Consider the following 18,392-nt stretch of genomic DNA (forward strand, 5'->3'; position numbering starts at 1 on the left):
ATTATTTTACCGCATCCTTAAATGAACGAAATATTTCAATGATATATAATAGTAAAAATCTTGTCAATATAAGCCTTTATAAGTAGTAAAACTAAATTTATTTCACTCATGAGAATTGGTAAGTTTTGAACTTATGCCCCTTTTTTGCCCCTTACATCCATAATTTGTTCCAGGGGCAAAATTTTTCCGCTTTTTTTGAGTACCTAAATTTCACTATCATTATACCACTTTAGAAAAAAATCACAAAGCCCCCAGCAAATCGCTGAGGGTTTTTGCTATTTTGTCATTTTGCCCGTTTTGTCAAAATAGAAATCAAATATCGCAACCATTATTGACAGAATCTCCATTTTGCCAATAATCACATGATATGTTTATTTTCCATGTGCGAATCAAAATCACGCAAACCGTTGAAACGACTGCGTTTGCCTATTTTCCAAGTAAATTCCGTGTGCGAATTGATGTGCGGTTCCGTTTTATCTTGAGTTTATCTTGAGACTATCTTGGGAACGAAAAAAGCCCCTAGATGGTATGTTGCTACCGACATTTGTGTCGACAACAAAAAAGCCCCCAGCGATTGCTGAGGGGTTTTTGAAATACAATGATAGCGGTTGGGCGGCGTATCCAACATCTCAGGTACTCTCTCGAGTGCGTCAGGAGCCTTTCTGACCTCGTTATCATTCATTGTATTTAGTTTACTACTTATCTTCTATTTTGTCAAATGCTTTGATGCGACCGTTTCTCTTCATGTGATTTAATTTGGAATCTGTGATGTCGTAAACCGAAGCCACAAAGAAATAGTCGTTTTTCTTATCTAGTTTGACAGCGACCAGAACATTATCTGCAAGGACTTTGATAACTTCAAAACTCTCTGTCTTCACATTCTTATTTTGACCAACAAAATCCGGCGAATCCAAAATAGTAGCAACATCTGGGATATATTTGATCATCTTTCGATGTCTACTTTTTAACATATGTTTTTCAAGATTTTCTTCGTGGATCAGGATATCGGTTGCAGAAGTTTCTAACCCTACTATTTCCTTGATTTTTTGACTGATTTTTACATTGTATTTCATGATTTTTATTATACCACATTCCTTTTCGCAAATCATAATCCCCAACAAACACTGGGCTGAAAATCTATTCTACACGGCCCCACGTTTCCACGGTCTGGCCGTTTTTACGAACTTTAATCGGCATCCAACGACGAATACCTGTGCTTGCAGAAATCCAACTAATCCATACGAAGCCGTAATAATCAACACGGACACGGTCATAAGTCACTGACTCTCCTTTATAGTACATGCCTTGTGTACGACCGTTTAAGTTCGGCTCATTGCGGAAATAGATGTCTTCTGTGGCAGTAAACACACCCGTTTCCGCATATTCACGAGCACCAGTTTTAACACTAGCTGTTCTAGGTTGAGCAGTTGCTACTTTAGGCGCTGGCTGTGGTGCTACTACTGCTTTGCCTTGCAATTGCAATAGATAAGCCTGTACTTTACCTTTAAAACCGTCCCAGTTGCCATTATCCAAGATGCGGTGCGGGCAATATTTGCCAGACCAATCTTGATGCTTGCGGATGCGGTCAACGCCCCAACCCATCTGATGCAAAATAATCGCTGCTAATTTAGCTCCGTTATCCTCAGCTTTCGCATATTTAGGATGTCCAGGGGTCAGACTATAACAAATCTCAATGCCGATTGATTTACGATTGCCTGTACCATTGGTACCGTCTCCACAATGCCAGGCATTACGATTGTGCGGAATGGCTTGGATGGCCTGCTCATCATCCACCGCCCAATGATAAGATACTTCGTTCCAGTTGCCATTCATATAGCTGATTTCAGCCAGCGCAGACGCATTGTTTGCGGTGTTGTGGATAGTCAACCATTGAGGGACCATAGCGTTCGGACGCTTAATGCCATACTTAGCAGCAGGTACAGGCATTTGAATCATTTTAAGACCTAGATTACTCATATTCTCCTCCTTTACCATCTAAATCATCCGTTTTCGGAAATTCGTGGTCAGCGATATTATTTTGATAGAGTTCGTCGTTGAACTCGATTACTTCGTCAAATTGCATGATTAGTCCTCCTTTTCAAAATTAAATGCAATATTCCCCTCGCCCAAATCTGCTTTCATTTTTTCAGGCTGGATAGTCCCAGTAGAAATTTTGTTGGCATCAAGGGTTTTAGGTTCGCTTCTAACTAATTTTTCAAGCGCAACAATCACATTAGCAAATATACTTGTATCCCCTTTTGCTTTACCGTAGTTTTCTACCAGGCTTTTAAAAGTCAAGATTAGATACCCAACGTAAATTGTGTAAAGAAATGCCACACCCGTTTGCTCAGGCAAAAGCACCGACATTGGAATTAAGACTGTCAGCAAGATAATGCCCATCATTTTACGGATAAGACCATTGATGCCAATTTTTGACTTGTACTCAATGCCAGGATTAATCATAGCAGCAAAGGTACCTGACAGAAAATCAACGATTTCCATGACCACAATTAAGCTAAGCAAAAAGAGGACAAGACCGTCCTCTGTTGCAATAAGCTCGCGTAGAAAATCAAACATCCCTGAAGGATGCGGTTGGATTGAAAGAGGCATTCACTACTCTCCTTTCGAAATATAGTTCACCACGTTCTCATCTGCAATATTCATTGCTATAAACATTACCATCATTTGATTACTCCGTTTCTGTATCTGTGTTATCGGTAGGATTGTCGCTACCTTGCTCAAGCGCTGTTAAACGACTAAGAACTTTGACAATCTCTTGACGGATACTCTCATCTTCCAGAGATAGTTCTTCCTTGACCTGCGTTAAATACTTGTCCAGCTGATCTGTAGTGACGTTAGCATCCCAATCAATCTCGTCCAATTTCTTAACAGCTACTTCTAATTCGTCAATCTTCTGCACGCTCTCAGCCATGGCACGGTCAGCGTACTCAGACTTAAAGTGAGCCTCACGAGCCAACTCGACTAGCTCGCTTTCTGGCTTGTCCATGTGGTTGCCGACTACTTTCTCGGTATAGGTAGCGTAACTTCCTGTTGTAGACGCAATAGCAATTTCTGTGTGTGTGATTTCTCCGTTTGAGTAAAACGGATACTTTCCTACCACTTTCCAAGCTCTCATTCGGATACCTCCTCTAGTTTAGTGATTTCGTCCAGTTGCTGAGTCAAGCCAGCAACTTCCGCTTGTAGATTAGCGATTATCTGCTGTGCTTCTGTCAGCTGTACAGCTAACAGATTCTTCGTCGTCATTTCCTCTGACAGTTTTGTCACGAGGTCGTTATTAGCCAAGCGTAGAGCTTGTGTGATTTGGTCTTGGTTCATAATTTCTCCTTTTAATTAGGTGTATTGCGTTGGATTTGTCTCTGCCGAATGATTTAAATTGTAAATATTTCCGATTTCGCCCCAACCGTGGTCTCTAAACTTATCGCTGATGACCTGCAAAACTCTACCGATGTTCCACCAGCCGTTAACTGCAGTGGGGTAAAAATAGAAACCGCTATTATTCGAGGCACGGAAATCAGTTGAATGCGCCATTATAATCCTGTCGGCAATAATATCGACCCTATCGCGGTTCGTATCTGCATCATCACGAACAACACGAATACCAGCAAAGCTACCAGTCAGACCTCCCTCGCCATAATTATTTCTCATGGTATCAATTGTTTGGTGAGAAGTGTTCCCCACAGCGGTCATAACACCGCCTCCGTTACTGTCCTTGAACATCAAAGCCCCAATAGTGTTGTGACCACGAGGATGTTTTTTCTCCCGATAGAGGACATTGCCGGCAGAATGGAACCTAATCGTCGCCCGTTCCTTGTATTCGGTAAGGGCGTTATCCAAATCGATCAGCATCGCCCCATTTGTTGCTTTAATGACCCCGCTAGAAATTTGGCTCGCCGACAATGCGACGGCCTGCACCTGCGTGATGAATGCATTTTTAGCAAATAACTGCTTAAGGTAAGCCTCATTTGCAGTCAAGCCGTTAAAAAATGCTTGGTCGAACGCAATCTTACTGCCGTCGATGGAATTAGCTTTGATACGTGCAGCGTCCAATGTCCCTGATGTAATCTTGCCAGCACTTAAATCGCCAATCATAGCTTCTTTGATAACGCCATTATCAATCAAAGTATTTCCATCCAAGCGGATATTTTTCCCAAGTAACCGAACACCGTCCTCGCTTGCATTAATAGCAGTCTTCAAGCCTTCTGGACCTGAAATCTTTACTGCCCAAGAATTTTTGAGCTGACTGACTTGTGTCTTGAGTCCGTTAGTGCCAGACACCTCTTGGACCAGACCTGCTGCAGTCTGAGTAACCTTGCTGACGTTGTCTAAAATACTGCCAGTTGTGCCGACTGCACCGATGGTACGTGTGTGACTTGATACCGTATCTTTGACATCGTGCAAGGCTGTGACAGATGCTGTATCTTCGGGGGCAAGAGTCCAATCATTGTAAAAATCGTTCTTTTCAACCTTTATTTTTCCGTCATTATAAAGACGTGCCGATACTCTAAGATACTTTGCGTTAGATGGTACTGTGATTAGATGTTGCGCGACTTGATATCCATCTTTCTGTTCATTCCACGTCGGACGACTACCCAAAAGTTGCTTGTTGGCATCGTAAAATTGATATGCACGCCATAAATAATTCATAGTCGGTACTGTGACCCAGAGCTGAAAAGTATATTTCTGTCCGTTTGTGACTTCGATATAATCTGATGTGTATTCCTTATTTGCGACGTTTTGATTACCTAACGACGTGCTACCATTTGCTTGTAGATAACCAGGACTAGATTTTGATACACTATACAGATTTTGTCTTTCGATTTCCGTCGGAATCAGCGCTTTAGTCTCACTTATCGTCCGACTAAAGCTATCTGCAGTCTCTCTGACGAGGGTTTGGACTGTCGTAGCCAAAGCATACGGTTGTAATGCGCTACTCGTGATATACCCACGACCTGTGATGTTGTTATCGACATCACTCTTGGTTTGATAACCTTTACCAGTAATTGCGGTATTTACTTGCGATGCCGTTTGATAACCTTTTGAGTTAATGGCTGATTCAACCTGAGTACTTGTTAAACGTTGCTCTATCAACCCTGCTTGCGTACGGATGGTCGTTTCCGCATTGCTCATTCGACCTGTCAGGTTGTTTAAGTCAACCTTAGTCGCTTTAGTCTCGATAGCATCGTTTGCAATCTTTAACTCAGCTTTGGTCTGTGTGATGGTATTCGCGTTTGCATTAGCTTTTGCCAATGCGTTATCTGCAGTTGATTTGACGCCCTCGACATACGTTTTTTCAGCTCTTAGTTCTATTGCATTGTTTACTTGCGTGATAGCCGTCGCATTAGCCTCTGCCGTACGCTTTACAGCATTAAAGTCCGTCTTAGTGACACGTTGTGCGATGGCATCGTTAACAACTGTTAGTTCAGCTTGAGTGGATGAGATTTGCTGATTGATTGTGTCAATCAAAGTCTTCTCAGCTTTCAAATCAATCTTACCTGCTTGCACTTTGAGCGAAGCCTCTAGACTTTGTGTCTTTTGCGTTAAAGCGTCAAAATCAGACTTACTTGCCAACAAGGCAATCTCAGCCTTAGTTTGATTGTACTCTGTCCTCAAAGACGTAACAGAGCCGTTAGCCGTCCGGATATCCGAGCCTAGCTGAGCTAGGTTTTGGTCTATCGTCTGCTTATACGTTGCAAAATCGCTTGTTATGTCCACATCGGACGGTTGCCAGTCGCGGTTGTAGTGACCGTGATAGAGCGCAGGAGCTACGATAGAGACTGTCGAGTCTGCCGTTACTGAGTCAGGAGACCTGCCAATGATAACGTATGGCTTAGCTACGTAACCGACTTGATAAGTATAGCGGACCCAATATCGTTTCCAAGCAGTGCTAATTGTGACCTCGGCATATCCATCGACATTTGTCGCGGTATAGCCCGTTGATGTCTCAACCGCTTTACGACCGTTTGGATTAAACATGTAGCAACGTATAGTTGTTGACCTGTTCGCTACTGCATAAAACGATAAAATCATCTCTTTAGGATTGACCAGCGTATCGTTGACCTGCATGACCAATCCCTCTTGAAATACTGTATCTGTTGCTCTATGCGTCCATCTAAATATGGCCTTATTAAGGTAATGATTTTTAGGATAAGGCAACACACCTTCGTAGCCTGTCAACAGCTCTGTGTTACTCAACAGATTTCGACTGCCGTTCCACAAATTTTGCAACTTGGTCGTCACACCATCCAGAGAGGTCTCAAAATCAGCTATCTTTTGCCCTCGTGCATTGCCATCGTTAACCAACTGCGTGATGGTTGTCTGCTGTGTACCAAGCTGATTCGCGACAGATTTGACCTGTGTATCCAATCCACGTACAGTCTGAGTAGCTTGCAATAGCTCGGCTTGTTGACTACTTAATTGATTCCCGATTGTATCAATCTGTTGTTTTAATCGATTGCTGCTTGCTACAGTCTCAGTTTTGAGCGTATTGACTAGCCTCTGTGCCTCGCTTACAGCGTCAGCTTTGAGCTGTGCTGCGCTTGCGAGAGCATTAGTTGCGTCTGATTTTGCCTGGTTGGCAAGTGATTCGACAAATTGAGTCTTGGACAATATATCTGCGACCTGTCTGTCGTGTTCCTCGGATTGTGCTTGCATGGTTGTGTTGACTTGGGCGATTTCTTCGGCTAAGTCGCGTTTAAATCTCTCGACATCGTTGACGACTGGAGGTTCAATCCACTCTGCACCATTCCAGTAATACATCTTGGTCGTATCGCCAACTGTGAGATACAGGGTATCTCCCTTGGTTAAAGTCCCTTTCGGCACATCCTGTGGAAATTCTGTACCAAAGTACACGGTTGATTTACCGTCGGCTGACACCAATGCCCTATTTGCAACTTTTAAGGCACTTTCGGTATCTTTTGAGACATTGGCTACGTTGTTTTTCAAAACGTTATATCCAGCGACCTGCTTCTTCACAGAGCCGATGTCGTTACAGGTCACTTTATGGTCTACAACCTGGCCTTTAACATCATACTCTGTCTCAAATGATACGATTCTGACTTTTTCTTTAAACTTGTTGTCTTCATCAATGACTGTGATGTAATCACCAGCGGTAGGTTGGGTGTACCGATAGCCAGCCTTGTTCAAATCTTCCATCGTCAATTGGACAGAGATTGTATAGCTATCTTCTACACGTTTCTTCAAAACCTGTTTGAAATTATCGGCATTCGTAAATCGTTCATCGATATACGGTTCGGCTTCAAGTCTGCCATAGGATAGGGCAAGCGGTGAGATGTATTCGACTTCAAGCCTACCCTTGGTCTTATCTTGCTCATCTTTCCACGCACCGAGACCTTTGACGTAGGTGACAAAGTTACCGATGTTCTTTTCAATAGTCAAATCTTGCAGATTCAATTTTCTACGGACGACAGTTGATAGGTCAGTACCCGTCTTCTCTAGAATTCTGACAACCCTACCACGCACCTGGAATTCCACGCCAGCATGTTTGACCAGATCATAGAATAATTCCAATCGTTTTTTCAAACCAAAATTCTGTTTACGTAAGCTACCGACCTCAACTTCAAGATTGTACCGATAACCGCTTCCGTTAAAGATAAAATCAAGATATTCCGTAAACTGGTGACTTCCATCCATTTCGGTATATACTGACGACTTATCAAAATCCCAGAAGAACTGATGGACTGCGTCGAATTCGACTTCAGCTTTCTTGCCAGCGTTCTTGGGTTTGGCAAATATTACAGCATAATACTCATCTTTATGCCGTAATTTCCAGCCTCGTTCAACTCCAAGTTGACCATGGATTGTTCCGGTGATAGACCTTTCGCCATTAACAGCATCTGTCGTTTTGAAGGTGGATAATACCCCAAATTCGTTGCCAGTATGGTCTAAAAATGTAAGCATAGCACCTCCTTATTTGTATAATTCAACAAAATTCAGCAATTTAATCGTGCCGTTGAAATTCGTCGTTACCTGAGTGATCTTGGTAACGCTTGGCTTGATTACGAAATATTCATAATTCGTTTTAGCAGTGACATTAGTACCATTTAGCGTAGTTTCGATACCTTTCAATCTCAACTTATCGCCAAGTACCAAATTGGATGCTTGCTCAAACGTAAACCTGCGACCGTCAATTTCGAGATAAAAACTCGCTTGTCCTCCAGCTGATACCAATTCGACTTCAAATGGCCAATCTAATTGACTCAATTTGGCAGTGCCTTCGTAGCCGAAAACTTTATTTACAACTGTCACATCTTTAGGATTTGTTCGCCCAAACGGCAATCCTGTCGTGACAAATGCGACCGTCAAATCAAATTTCAGTCCAGCATTAGACCTTCCTAAGAAATTGTAAGATAGTCCATCCTCAGACAATACCTCATATCCATAGCGCCATTGCTTGTGTGGGATTCCAGCCAGCTCTAAATCCCCTACTCGTTGACCAGGTAATTCAAAGCTATATATTTCATCCCTAGTTGGCACCATTTTGGTGATAAAAAATGCCTCGTCGTCCATCAACAAGGCATTCAAATCATCTTTTTTTTGCTCAATCTCTTCGATTGTCGAACAGGTCATCCGACCAGTGACTTTAATGGTCTTATCCAAAAATACTGCATCTGCTAAGATTTTACCGGACCGACCTCGAACTTTTCTAGTGTCCAGCTCCAAAGAAGGAGAGGACTCAGTTATTGCAATATTGTAAATCCCATAATCAGACAACTTAACCGACTGATTACCTTTTTTAATCAATAAATCCATAATGATTCCCCTCTAGGTAAAAACAAAGTAGTCGTCCTTGTTCTGTTCCCTAGACTCCTTCTCCTTCACTGTAGTATAAATCTTATCGCCAACAATTTCATTGTGGACCTCTACTTTGCGTTCAGCCAATTGGCTATTTAACACCTCGCTGCTCAAAGCCTCAATGGCGGTAGAAATACCACTAGATGACACAGAGCCTGTCGAAGTGATATGGCTGTCTAGACCGTATTTCTGATCTGTTACTGCCTGAGCATACTGTCTGCCCAAGTCATCAATTTCGCCTAGCCAAGAGGCCATACCGATTGCAAATCCTTCGCCAGTAAATCCACCAAGTGCTTTCGTCTCGCGGGAAGGCGAATGGATGTTCAAAGCGCTACGAATCGTAGAGACGACATTGTTAGCAATTGAGCTAGCGATAGCATAGATGCTTCCAGCGGTACTAGCAAGGCCGTTCGCAAAACCAATACCTGCATAGTATCCAGCAGAGTGCATACCATGAGCAGTGTTTTGCATGATAGAGACCATGCGGCTGCCTGCATTGCTTGCGACAGAGACCGCCTGATTCATGCCATTGGATACCGCGTTTTGAACGGCATTCATGCCATTTCTAGCCACATCAGAAGCCCGCTTAAAGCTATTGGTAAACACTGTTGTCAGTTTATTGCCAGCCGATGTCGCGTCGGCGTTCAACTTGTTCAGACCGCTTGAGACAGTTTGGGTGATACCTTTCATCGAACTATCAACGGCTGACTTGGCCTTGTTGAAGTTATTCGTGATATTGGTCGAAATCTGTGAGCTGGAAGCATTTGCAGAAGCTGCCGCCTGGTTCATCCCTGCTGTAATGTTACTTGACATCCCAGCGGTCGCTGTACTTGCGCTTGCTTGCATACTGCTCATATTCGCGCTCACATTGGCGTTCATGCCTTGGGCAGCACTATTGGCATTCGCCTGGGCAGTAGTCATATTGGCACTGACACCAGCTGACAAACTCAGAGCTTGGTTGACCGCGTCGATGTTCATGGATGATGCAGCCGAGTTAACTCCTGCAGCCATATTTTGAGCTTCTGTCGTAGCTGTTGCAGATGCCGTTGTCATGTGGCTGGTAACACCGTTTGCTAGAGCGACCGAGTCCAAAATTGCCTGTGAGCTCATTTGACCGGTCTGGGCATTGACACCTGTCGCCATCAACGTTGCTTGGTTCGTTGCCTGTAAGTTAGCAAGACCCATGTTCTGGTTGATGGAATTAAGCAAACTCGTCATATCAACGCTCGTGTTAGCGCTCATCTGACTTGTCTGAGCAGCCACATTTGAGGTCATTGTTTGAGCATCGGCAGAAACTTTGGACGTTGTTTCCGAACTCTTGCCTGTCAAATGGTCCCAAACCGAAGTAAATCCAGTCTTGATACCCTCCCAAACACCGCTCAGGGCGTTAGGAATTGCTTCCAGCATGGCTTGCCCGAGACCAAGGATTAACTTAACCCCAGCCTCGATAATTTGAGGTAATCCCATAATCAATGTCACAACCAATTGTGCAATCAATTGGATTCCAGCAGCAATTAATTGTGGCAAAGCTTGAATGATTCCGCCAATTAGCGACTGAACAATTTCCATTGCAGTTTGAACAATCATCGGAAGGTTTTGAATCAGTCCGGATACAAATGTGACAATGAGAGTCACACCAGTGCCAAGCAACGTCGGCAAGCTTTGAACAAATCCAGATATCAATGTTGTGATAACTGTCCCGGCTAAACTTATCACAACAGGTAATAATTGTATCGCCCCATTTACAAGATTGGTTAGAATCTCAGCACCCTTAGCGATAATTGTCGGCAAATCATTTTGAATCCCACTTGTAAACTGAGTTATGATTTGTGTTGCCGACTCTTGAATCTGAGGAATGTTTTGGATAATTCCCAAAACAAGATTGTTTAGAAAATCAAGGCCGATAATTATCAACTGAGGCAAGGCAGAGATAATAGTTGTAACAAAACTTGTAAAAACAGTAAGTGCCGAACCAATGAGAGACCCAGCATTTTGCCCAACCCCGCTTACTAGCGAGCTGATAATATCAACTCCAGCCTGTACAATGACAGGGAACATGACTGCAAAAGTCTGGGCAAGTTTTGCAATTAATTCGGAACCTAAAGTGATTAATTGGGGAATCTCGCTTGTAATTCCTGCCACAAATCGCTGGATGACCTCAGGACCCTTGGTCTGTACCATTGTTAAAACTTCGTCAATCTTGTCTCCAAACATTTTATAGACAAGACCTAGTCCAACCAATACCATTCCAAGGATTGCTGCAGGACCGACAGAAGCAAGTGCTATGCTTACGACACTAGACATACCTTGCGTCATCATAGCTAGAACCGACAGTCCTTTGCTGGCAGCATTACCAAAGGTGGCTGGCAAGCCTGTCATTTTGCCGGCGAGTAAACCGATAACCGACGATGCGCTAGATATAACACCAGAAAACAATCCACCAAAATTCAGAGCTCCGACAGCTACACCGCCTAATCCTGCCGTGAGCATTTGTAACCCTGCCACAGCTGGACCAAAAGCCAGTGAGCCAACCAACAAAGCAATAGCTGGCGCAACATTGCTAATGCTAGCCTTGAAAGCATCCAATTGTTGGCTTGATACCTTCGTCCCGTTCAAAAAATGATCTAATACCGGAGGAATCGCACCCATCATATTGACAAAGTTATCTATAGCTTGAGATTGACTTAATTTGTCAATAAATTGATCTAATGCTTTCACAAAGACGGTGAAAATCGGTAAAACGGCACTGCCAACTTTGATTTGGAGCGTTTCGAATGACCCGCTAAGCCCTTCTATCGCTCCTTTAAAGTTGTTTAATTTCTCGGCTGCAACATCTGCAGCAGTTACCTTACTGATTTCGGCTTGCATCTTTTTAGCACCATCGGCACCTTCATTCATCGCAATGGTTGCTGCACGAACAGCATCAGTACCGAACATAGTTTTAAGCGCTAACTGTTTCTCTTGGTCAGTCAAATGTCCAAGTTTTGTATTCAACAACTCCGAAATTTCTGCAAATGACTTAATCTTACCTTCAGCGGTAAAGAATTGGTTTGCTCCGTCTTCTGTAATCAGACCCAAATCTGACATCAAATTCCGAGCTTTCTTAGTCTGCGGTTGCAAGTTCATCAACATCGTCTTGAGTGACGTACCTGCATCCGAGCCTTTAAGCCCATTTTGAGCAAACACAGCCAAAGCATTTGTTGTATCATTAAATGACAATCCAAGTCCAGATGCTACTGCGGATACCATCGAAAGCCCGTACTTCAATTCGCCAACATCTGTCGCTGATGCGTTCGCTGCACCTGCTAACTGGTTTGCAGCATCTACGACCGTCAAATTATCATTTTTAAAGGCATTCAAAGCAGTCGAAGCAATTTCAGCTGCTGACTTCAAATCAAGTTCCCCAGCAGTTGCTAGGTTTAGAGCTCCTGTTAATCCGCCTGCCAAGATATCCTTAGTGGACACCCCTGCTTTGGATAACTCTTCAATCGCATCTGCCGCTTCACTCGCTGAAAATGCGGTCTCAGCACCAGCTTTAATTGCCGCATCCTTGAATTGCGCCATCGTTTCGGCACTAGAACCAGTCACAGCCTTGATGCTACTCAGTTTCGCTTCAAAGTCAGCTGATTTGGTAATAGCACCACCTATCGCTGTCTTGATGCCATTAAATGCGGCGTATGCAAGAGAGAGACCAGCAACCTGTTGAATTAAATTGGTAGATGCACTCGCAGCTCTATTCGTATGACTTACAATACCAGTCAAGGCTGAGACGGCTTTATTCCCCATAGTTTGGAAACCAGCGCCGAGCCCTTGGCTGACCTTTGTTGACAACTTCCCAACAGTATTGGTTAATTTACCGGCAAACGAATTGTTAAAAGAATCTGCCTTTGCATTTAATTTTGAAAACAGATTAGCCCAAGCGTTAGTAACTGGTGAAACAATCCTGTTTCCAAGGGCCTCTATCACTCTACTACTTGCATTTTGAACGCTACTTATAAACGGATTCAATGCCGTTGACAGCTTGCTAAATCCGTTTCTAATAGGTTCAGGAATCTTTTCGCCTATCCTGGAAGCGATACGTTGAATTTCACCGAGCGATAGATTCAAACCGGTCGAATAAGCATTACCTAAACGCTGACCCAAAGATTGACCATTATTGGCCAATTGAGCCATGACCTGTCCAACCATTTGAACCAAACGATTCGAGCTGTTGACTGCTGAGTCTTGAGCTTTTTGAAAAGCCTTTTGAGTGGATGCAGCAATCTCATTCATGGCCTGCTCATACGATTTTGTATCTGCTCCGATATAGACATTAATAGCTCCGTCAAAAGCCATTTCTTACCTCTATCTATTTCTAAAATGAGCGTTTAATTTTTCGATTCTTACCAACATGTCGGTCGGCTTATTTGATTTTATTTGCATCGAAGTATTGAACGCTTTGCGTACTTTTTCTTTTTGTTTTTTCTTTGAAAGCTTATTTGGAGACACTTTTTTAGCATTTAATGTATAGCGTAAATTCAATGCTAATTCTGCTAAATGCTCTTGTTCATCCAATTTTCGATAATTCAAGCCTTCAAGCAGGGCATCTAATTCCCACTTATTACAAGAATAAATGGTATCCAGGTCAGTAAGACCAAGCCTGGCGCACTCTGTTAAGACAGAGCGCTTTTCATCGTACCAATAATTTCGTCGAACTCTTCCAGCTGCATCTCTGAGTCCTCCTGAGTTTCGAAGTAACGACGCGCCTTTTCCAAATTCTTCAAATACTTCGAAATCTTGCTCTTGAAAAAACCAGAATCAACCATTTCTTGCTTGATTTCATTGAAGATAGAATCGTATGCTGCCTCAATTTCCATTCCTTCTTCGACGACCAAATGTTCGATGTGATTGCCGATAGCTGCAATGATATCGTTCTCTGCAACATTCTTGGCAGACTTAGGCATGGAAATTTTAATTAGATCCACAATGCCAGAATCTTCCTTGTTAAGAATTTTTAAAAACAGAGCCCCAACGCCATCGTTATTGCTTTGACCAGTCTCCTTATTTCGTGTAGCCAACTCTTTATCAACGCTAAACATCAATGAGTAGTCAAATTTAATATTCACAACAGTTGATTTTACTTTAATTTCCATTTTATCCCTCCAATAAATAAAAGGGCTGACCTAAGTCAACCCTTGTCACCAAATAAACTACCCGCCTACACCCGGAGCGCTAGCCGGAGCCTTCTTGATATTGTCATAATCACCAGTAGTCTCTCCTGGATTTTGGTATTCGTAAACGCTGTTAAGCATCGCAATTTCTTCCTTGGTAAGCGGGAAGTAGCCGTCTTTTAACGACCCGATGATATTACCAGTCCAGCTCACTTCGACGAATTCGCCAACAGCGTTATTTCGCTCAAAATCAGCCACCTTGGCATATCCGAATTTAGCAGGGTACAAATCTTTGCCACCTTCATTCTTCTTGACTGATTCATCTACAATTACTTCCCATACCTTAATGCTCTTACCAGTACGCGAAGCTTCTTCTACCACGCCAATTGACGGATCAGCAGGAGCAAAATACTGTGTTAGGTCCACAGAGTGTTCATCCGTTGACTTTTCGACCAGACGTCCTTGTTGAGTCTGCTCATCAAGATATTCACCACCAAGAGTGGTGCTTCCGTCTGTGCGATAGGCTGGCAACATAGCAGCGCTGCCAAGTTCTGCGTCCACCGATTGGATGAAGTAAAAAATCTTATTTCCTGTAATCGGCTTTGCAGTCGTGATTTCAATGTTATTCTTTTCTTCAGACATTACAGTCCTCCTTTAATAAATAGTTTCTGTTATTTTCACAATGATATGATAGACAAGCCGTCCGATTGACTTATCTTGCAATACATTGCTTGTGATACGCTTGTTTCTCCCAAGACTACGAACGATTTTCGAACGCATCTCCTCGGCATAGGTCCTACTATCCCCTGGCAAAAAACAATCAATTTGCACGGTCATATCCTCGATAAGAGCCCCTGTTTGAGCAGTTTTGCCAGAATCCGAGGAATTCGTCCCAATGACAATGAATGGCTCGGGAATATCTGGAGATGGAAGCTCAAAGTGAATTGGCAACTTCAAAATCGAAAGTTTATCTTGGATACTTTTCAAAAATACTGTGGATGCTTGATACTCCAAATTCCATTACCTCCTAAACATTCTACTTAGATTCCTCATCAAGATTGGATACTCTTCTTCGAGAGCTGGGAAGAGAAATGGTTGGGCAGATTGATAACGAGTCCCCAGTTCAACATAGATTGAATAGTCAACCGGTGAAGATACCATCCACACCATAAAGCGATACTGGGCACTGTAGATACTCAAACTCATCCAACCGGTATCCCATGGAGCCAATTCCTTGGCTCTCAACTCAACCCTCAAACTTGACCGGCTAAGCTCCCTGTTAACAGCTTGCTGGGCTCGCTTAGGCATCTGTTGGACTTGGTTAAGATACCGTTTCAGACCTTTAACACGATAGGTTACACTCATATGTAGATAACCGTGCTATTCTTGTGATACTTCAGTCCTGCGATAGCCCTTTCTTTACCTCTATACTTAACGGAATGGATGTCCATGTGATTGCCTTGTAAATGCAATTTCACAGCCTCGAGAGTATACTTCCCATACACCCCAAGAAAATCCTTATCAGTCAAAGTTCCTCTCATGCAAGGGATTGGCTTGGATTCAACCTTGGCTTTCGTTTGCCCCAAGTATTCATCCTTGGTTATTGTTCGAATTAAAACTACACGGTCGCTATAAATCATATTGACCTCCTAGAAAAATCTAGCAATGCCTCGACCTGTCTGTCTACGACCGAGAGCAACACGACGAAGGGTTGTATCGTACTCATCGAGATAGCCATCCCAATTAAACGACCGCCCTTCCTCGCTATCAGCCTTAGCCCCTTCGCTATTCAAGCGATTGTATCGCTTAATAGCAACATCGCGGACCACGAAAGTCAAACTTTTAGGAATGTCTAGGATATCCGTCTCGCTATAATCGTTGATTTTAGCCAGGATGCGTTCAATGGACTCATCGATAGCCAAGTCAATCAGTTCATCTTGAGTGATATCTGCGCTTGCAATCCCTTTGTAGACTTTTATTTCACCCTTGAGTTTTGCTTTGTCCATTGAATCCTCCTGTCGTTAATTACCCGCCTACGCCTGATGCAGCTGCTTGAATAGTAGCTTCTACGACACCTTCTGGGATTTCAGCAAAGAGCGTATTAGCGCCAAAGAATACAGACTCAAAAGTCAAGTTTTTCAATTGGCGATCACGAGATGCTGCGATAAAACCAGTTTCGTCAGAGTAATCAGCAAAGAGATTTCCGAGATCTGATGAGTTGACATTTAAGTATGCCCACACCAAGTTTTCGACTGCTGTCGTATAGACTTTCCCTTGTGGAATAGCGTTTAATACGATAACGTTTTCAGTGCCCAAAAAGTTCTTGAGCAAGGTCATGCCAAAGGTATTTGAAGCATCGGCTAGCACTTTAGTGTCGCCCAGGTAATCAGCTACATCAAGCGGGTTAACCAGAGAGACAAGCGGTGCACCGTCGAATTCTTCAAAGGTGGCAGCTTTGCCCCAAGATGCAGCAAGAGCTTTTTGTAAGCTAGTAGATTCGATGCGAGTTGGATTTGCCCCCAAGAAAGTCACAAATTGCTTCTTGATACCGTTTTGGATGTTGCGCATCAACTTCAAATCCGCCTCATCAATAGCACGGGAAGCACCGTGACGAGCGATCGCTTCAGCACTTACTGCACGACGACGCTTAAACCATTCCACAGTAAATTCTTTCGCTTTCTTACGAGTAACTTTAGACAACGGGATGTCTTCGCCTTCTCCGACTGCATCAGTCTTTTCTACTACATCCCATTTGTAAGTCTGGATTTTCATGTCGCTGGATAATGGCAGCATACGTGTCACACCCAAAAGTTGCAACAATTCTTTAATATTTGTGGAGAATTTCTCGACAAAGTCAATCGTCTTGATTTCTCCAAGATCATTCATTTTAGTCAAATTTGTTTCAGCCATTTTAGCCTCCTCTTGTAAATAGATGTCTGTTTTCAGCAATTAATTGCTGGCGTTTTTCTTTGTCTGAAATCGCCATAATTTCAGCTTTAGTATATCCACCCTGGGTGTTCCCTTGGCGTGGCTTATGTTGAGTCAATCGTGCATCCACACGCTTCTCAACTTCTCCATCAAAGATTGTCCGCAAGTTTGAGATGTTAGATTTTACCTGATCCGCGGAATCAGCCAAAACAACATCTAAGAATTCTATCGGCAGACCTTCGTCTTGTAGGATTTCCAAGGTAGCGATTCGCATTTCCTTTTCAGCAATCGCACGTTCACGTTCTGCGATGGCATCTAGTCGTTTTTGCTCTTCTTCCTTTGCACGCTCATCTTTTGATAGCTTAGCTAAACGTTCTCCCTCGCTCTTAGCATTTTCCAGAGCTTTGGCTTGTTCGGCCTCCCACTTGGCGCGCTCAGCAGCAATCATCTTGCTTAAGTCCGAACGCGTAAAGGTCCGCTCATGCTTGGTATCAACTGATTCCTGTGCGTCGACTTGCTCGGTTTCTGTTGATACTTCTTCTTTGATTTCTTCTGACATAATTGTCCTCCAGCGGTTACGCCGCCACCCGATAATCTCGTTTTACGCCCGGCGGCGAGACAGTACAGCTTTTAGTGTCATCAGCAAAGTTTGGACATAAAGAAAACCGCATCGAATTCGACACGGTTTACGGTAATTTACAGTTGTTTATAGCAGTCTTTCCTGCAGTCAAGATGTGGGCACCTCCTATTCTGCGATTTCATAAGTTTCGGCAAAGATACCTGGTTTGCACGGATAAAACTCGCCTTGCACGCCCTTGATGATAAAATCGCCCTCAATCGCCGTCATTATCCCTTCTAAAGTGGGAATTTTAAGTACAGGCATTGATGGGATTTCGTAATCAATATTAACAGGGTCTAACCCCAACTCAGAAAGATTAGCCAATGTTTCTGGGTTGTCAAAAAATTGAATTGCTTCAATCACTACTGGTTTTTTACGGTATTTCACACTTATCTCCTTCTTCTAGACAAAAGAAAAAGTCGTATTACTACGACTTCTCCTTATTTACGACTAAACCAAGACTTCTTGGACAGCTTGTCAGCCACTTTCTTTTCAAGATAATCAAATCTCGAATTCGTAGCCTGTGCATTGCGTGAGCTGACCTGTTTCAGCTCCTCAATCTCTTTGTCTTGCCTGATTACTTCACGGATAGCATAATCAAGCATAATCTCAAGTTACTTGACCTTGCCCTCAAGTTCACGCTTCTTTCTTATTCGTTTATTCATGGCATCTCCTTTCCAGAAATTATAATCTTTTAGTGACCTTACCACACTTTTTGCAATAATAAAAATCAATCTTATAATGCCCTAAATCTTTGAACCAAAAATCATGAACACATAAGAAAGTCTTGACGAACCATTTTTTTATTTTACTTAGTTGGTACATACTCCCTCCTATTTTCTGCAACAAAAAAGCACCCGATT

General features: G+C 43.0%; 19 protein-coding genes. All 19 read right to left on the reverse strand.

Annotated features, from left to right (window positions below; translation table 11 throughout):
- Positions 1-695: 695 nt before the first annotated feature.
- The 19 genes from NOL38_RS08850 to NOL38_RS08940 all read right to left on the reverse strand — a co-directional run bounded on the left by NOL38_RS08850 (position 696) and on the right by NOL38_RS08940 (position 18,134).
- A complete protein-coding gene (locus tag NOL38_RS08850; RefSeq protein ID WP_024394270.1) occupies positions 696-1,073 on the reverse strand; it encodes a PBECR3 domain-containing polyvalent protein in 378 nt (125 codons plus the stop codon).
- Between the two features lie 64 nt (positions 1,074-1,137).
- Positions 1,138-1,977, reverse strand: a complete 840-nt coding sequence (locus NOL38_RS08855; RefSeq protein ID WP_277941939.1) for an N-acetylmuramoyl-L-alanine amidase — start codon at positions 1,975-1,977, stop codon at positions 1,138-1,140.
- 108 nt (positions 1,978-2,085) lie between these two features.
- The gene (locus tag NOL38_RS08860) at positions 2,086-2,577 is read right to left on the reverse strand and encodes a phage holin family protein, TcdE/UtxA-related (RefSeq protein WP_425244236.1); all 492 of its coding nucleotides are present in this window, start codon (positions 2,575-2,577) and stop codon (positions 2,086-2,088) included.
- 112 nt (positions 2,578-2,689) lie between these two features.
- Positions 2,690-3,136 (reverse strand): hypothetical protein, encoded by a 447-nt coding sequence (locus NOL38_RS08865; RefSeq protein ID WP_277941940.1) that lies wholly within the window; start codon positions 3,134-3,136, stop codon positions 2,690-2,692.
- Positions 3,133-3,336: a hypothetical protein gene (locus NOL38_RS08870; protein WP_277941941.1), complete on the reverse strand. Its 204-nt coding sequence runs from the start codon at positions 3,334-3,336 to the stop codon at positions 3,133-3,135. The genes NOL38_RS08865 and NOL38_RS08870 overlap by 4 nt, the downstream gene beginning before the upstream one ends.
- 15 nt (positions 3,337-3,351) lie before the next feature.
- Positions 3,352-7,938 (reverse strand): gp58-like family protein, encoded by a 4,587-nt coding sequence (locus NOL38_RS08875; RefSeq protein WP_277941942.1) that lies wholly within the window; start codon positions 7,936-7,938, stop codon positions 3,352-3,354.
- A 9-nt stretch (positions 7,939-7,947) separates the two neighbouring features.
- Positions 7,948-8,790 carry a phage tail family protein gene (locus NOL38_RS08880; RefSeq protein ID WP_172094207.1) on the reverse strand — a complete coding sequence of 281 codons (843 nt, stop codon included), beginning with the start codon at positions 8,788-8,790 and terminating at the stop codon, positions 7,948-7,950.
- Positions 8,791-8,802: 12 nt separating this feature from the next.
- Positions 8,803-13,167: a phage tail tape measure protein gene (locus NOL38_RS08885; RefSeq protein WP_277941943.1), complete on the reverse strand. Its 4,365-nt coding sequence runs from the start codon at positions 13,165-13,167 to the stop codon at positions 8,803-8,805.
- Between the two features lie 9 nt (positions 13,168-13,176).
- The gene (locus NOL38_RS08890; RefSeq protein ID WP_277941944.1) at positions 13,177-13,386 is read right to left on the reverse strand and encodes a hypothetical protein; all 210 of its coding nucleotides are present in this window, start codon (positions 13,384-13,386) and stop codon (positions 13,177-13,179) included.
- Between the two features lie 98 nt (positions 13,387-13,484).
- Positions 13,485-13,964, reverse strand: a complete 480-nt coding sequence (locus NOL38_RS08895; protein ID WP_277941945.1) for a tail assembly chaperone — start codon at positions 13,962-13,964, stop codon at positions 13,485-13,487.
- Positions 13,965-14,021: 57 nt separating this feature from the next.
- Positions 14,022-14,624 carry a phage major tail protein, TP901-1 family gene (locus NOL38_RS08900; RefSeq protein ID WP_277941946.1) on the reverse strand — a complete coding sequence of 201 codons (603 nt, stop codon included), beginning with the start codon at positions 14,622-14,624 and terminating at the stop codon, positions 14,022-14,024.
- A gap of 12 nt (positions 14,625-14,636) precedes the next feature.
- Positions 14,637-14,996 (reverse strand): hypothetical protein, encoded by a 360-nt coding sequence (locus NOL38_RS08905; protein WP_277941947.1) that lies wholly within the window; start codon positions 14,994-14,996, stop codon positions 14,637-14,639.
- 6 nt (positions 14,997-15,002) lie between these two features.
- Positions 15,003-15,347, reverse strand: a complete 345-nt coding sequence (locus NOL38_RS08910; RefSeq protein WP_277941948.1) for an HK97-gp10 family putative phage morphogenesis protein — start codon at positions 15,345-15,347, stop codon at positions 15,003-15,005.
- Positions 15,344-15,622, reverse strand: coding sequence for a hypothetical protein (locus NOL38_RS08915; RefSeq protein WP_277941949.1), 279 nt, complete (start codon positions 15,620-15,622; stop codon positions 15,344-15,346). Before NOL38_RS08915 ends, NOL38_RS08910 begins: the two co-directional genes overlap by 4 nt.
- 9 nt (positions 15,623-15,631) lie before the next feature.
- Positions 15,632-15,988 (reverse strand): phage head-tail connector protein, encoded by a 357-nt coding sequence (locus NOL38_RS08920; RefSeq protein ID WP_277941950.1) that lies wholly within the window; start codon positions 15,986-15,988, stop codon positions 15,632-15,634.
- A 19-nt stretch (positions 15,989-16,007) separates the two neighbouring features.
- Positions 16,008-16,892 (reverse strand): phage major capsid protein, encoded by an 885-nt coding sequence (locus NOL38_RS08925; RefSeq protein ID WP_277941951.1) that lies wholly within the window; start codon positions 16,890-16,892, stop codon positions 16,008-16,010.
- A gap of 1 nt (position 16,893) precedes the next feature.
- Positions 16,894-17,469, reverse strand: coding sequence for a DUF4355 domain-containing protein (locus NOL38_RS08930; RefSeq protein WP_277941952.1), 576 nt, complete (start codon positions 17,467-17,469; stop codon positions 16,894-16,896).
- 186 nt (positions 17,470-17,655) lie between these two features.
- Positions 17,656-17,916 (reverse strand): hypothetical protein, encoded by a 261-nt coding sequence (locus tag NOL38_RS08935; RefSeq protein WP_024390516.1) that lies wholly within the window; start codon positions 17,914-17,916, stop codon positions 17,656-17,658.
- A 53-nt stretch (positions 17,917-17,969) separates the two neighbouring features.
- The gene (locus tag NOL38_RS08940) at positions 17,970-18,134 is read right to left on the reverse strand and encodes a hypothetical protein (protein ID WP_277941953.1); all 165 of its coding nucleotides are present in this window, start codon (positions 18,132-18,134) and stop codon (positions 17,970-17,972) included.
- Positions 18,135-18,392: the final 258 nt, after the last annotated feature.

It is taken from the genome of Streptococcus suis, from assembly GCF_029616525.1.
Lineage (GTDB): Bacteria > Bacillota > Bacilli > Lactobacillales > Streptococcaceae > Streptococcus > Streptococcus suis_AF.

Coding starts and splice junctions, on each gene's coding strand:
- NOL38_RS08850 (WP_024394270.1), bottom strand. CDS start 1,073: ATGAAATACAATGTAAAAATCAGTCAAAAAATCAAGGAAATAGTAGGG.
- NOL38_RS08860 (WP_425244236.1), bottom strand. CDS start 2,577: ATGTTTGATTTTCTACGCGAGCTTATTGCAACAGAGGACGGTCTTGTC.
- NOL38_RS08915 (WP_277941949.1), bottom strand. CDS start 15,622: ATGATTTATAGCGACCGTGTAGTTTTAATTCGAACAATAACCAAGGAT.
- NOL38_RS08920 (WP_277941950.1), bottom strand. CDS start 15,988: ATGGACAAAGCAAAACTCAAGGGTGAAATAAAAGTCTACAAAGGGATT.
- NOL38_RS08865 (WP_277941940.1), bottom strand. CDS start 3,136: ATGAGAGCTTGGAAAGTGGTAGGAAAGTATCCGTTTTACTCAAACGGA.
- NOL38_RS08940 (WP_277941953.1), bottom strand. CDS start 18,134: ATGCTTGATTATGCTATCCGTGAAGTAATCAGGCAAGACAAAGAGATT.
- NOL38_RS08855 (WP_277941939.1), bottom strand. CDS start 1,977: ATGAGTAATCTAGGTCTTAAAATGATTCAAATGCCTGTACCTGCTGCT.
- NOL38_RS08880 (WP_172094207.1), bottom strand. CDS start 8,790: ATGGATTTATTGATTAAAAAAGGTAATCAGTCGGTTAAGTTGTCTGAT.
- NOL38_RS08900 (WP_277941946.1), bottom strand. CDS start 14,624: ATGTCTGAAGAAAAGAATAACATTGAAATCACGACTGCAAAGCCGATT.
- NOL38_RS08930 (WP_277941952.1), bottom strand. CDS start 17,469: ATGTCAGAAGAAATCAAAGAAGAAGTATCAACAGAAACCGAGCAAGTC.
- NOL38_RS08925 (WP_277941951.1), bottom strand. CDS start 16,892: ATGGCTGAAACAAATTTGACTAAAATGAATGATCTTGGAGAAATCAAG.
- NOL38_RS08895 (WP_277941945.1), bottom strand. CDS start 13,964: ATGGAAATTAAAGTAAAATCAACTGTTGTGAATATTAAATTTGACTAC.
- NOL38_RS08910 (WP_277941948.1), bottom strand. CDS start 15,347: ATGAGTGTAACCTATCGTGTTAAAGGTCTGAAACGGTATCTTAACCAA.
- NOL38_RS08870 (WP_277941941.1), bottom strand. CDS start 3,336: ATGAACCAAGACCAAATCACACAAGCTCTACGCTTGGCTAATAACGAC.
- NOL38_RS08875 (WP_277941942.1), bottom strand. CDS start 7,938: ATGCTTACATTTTTAGACCATACTGGCAACGAATTTGGGGTATTATCC.
- NOL38_RS08885 (WP_277941943.1), bottom strand. CDS start 13,167: ATGGCTTTTGACGGAGCTATTAATGTCTATATCGGAGCAGATACAAAA.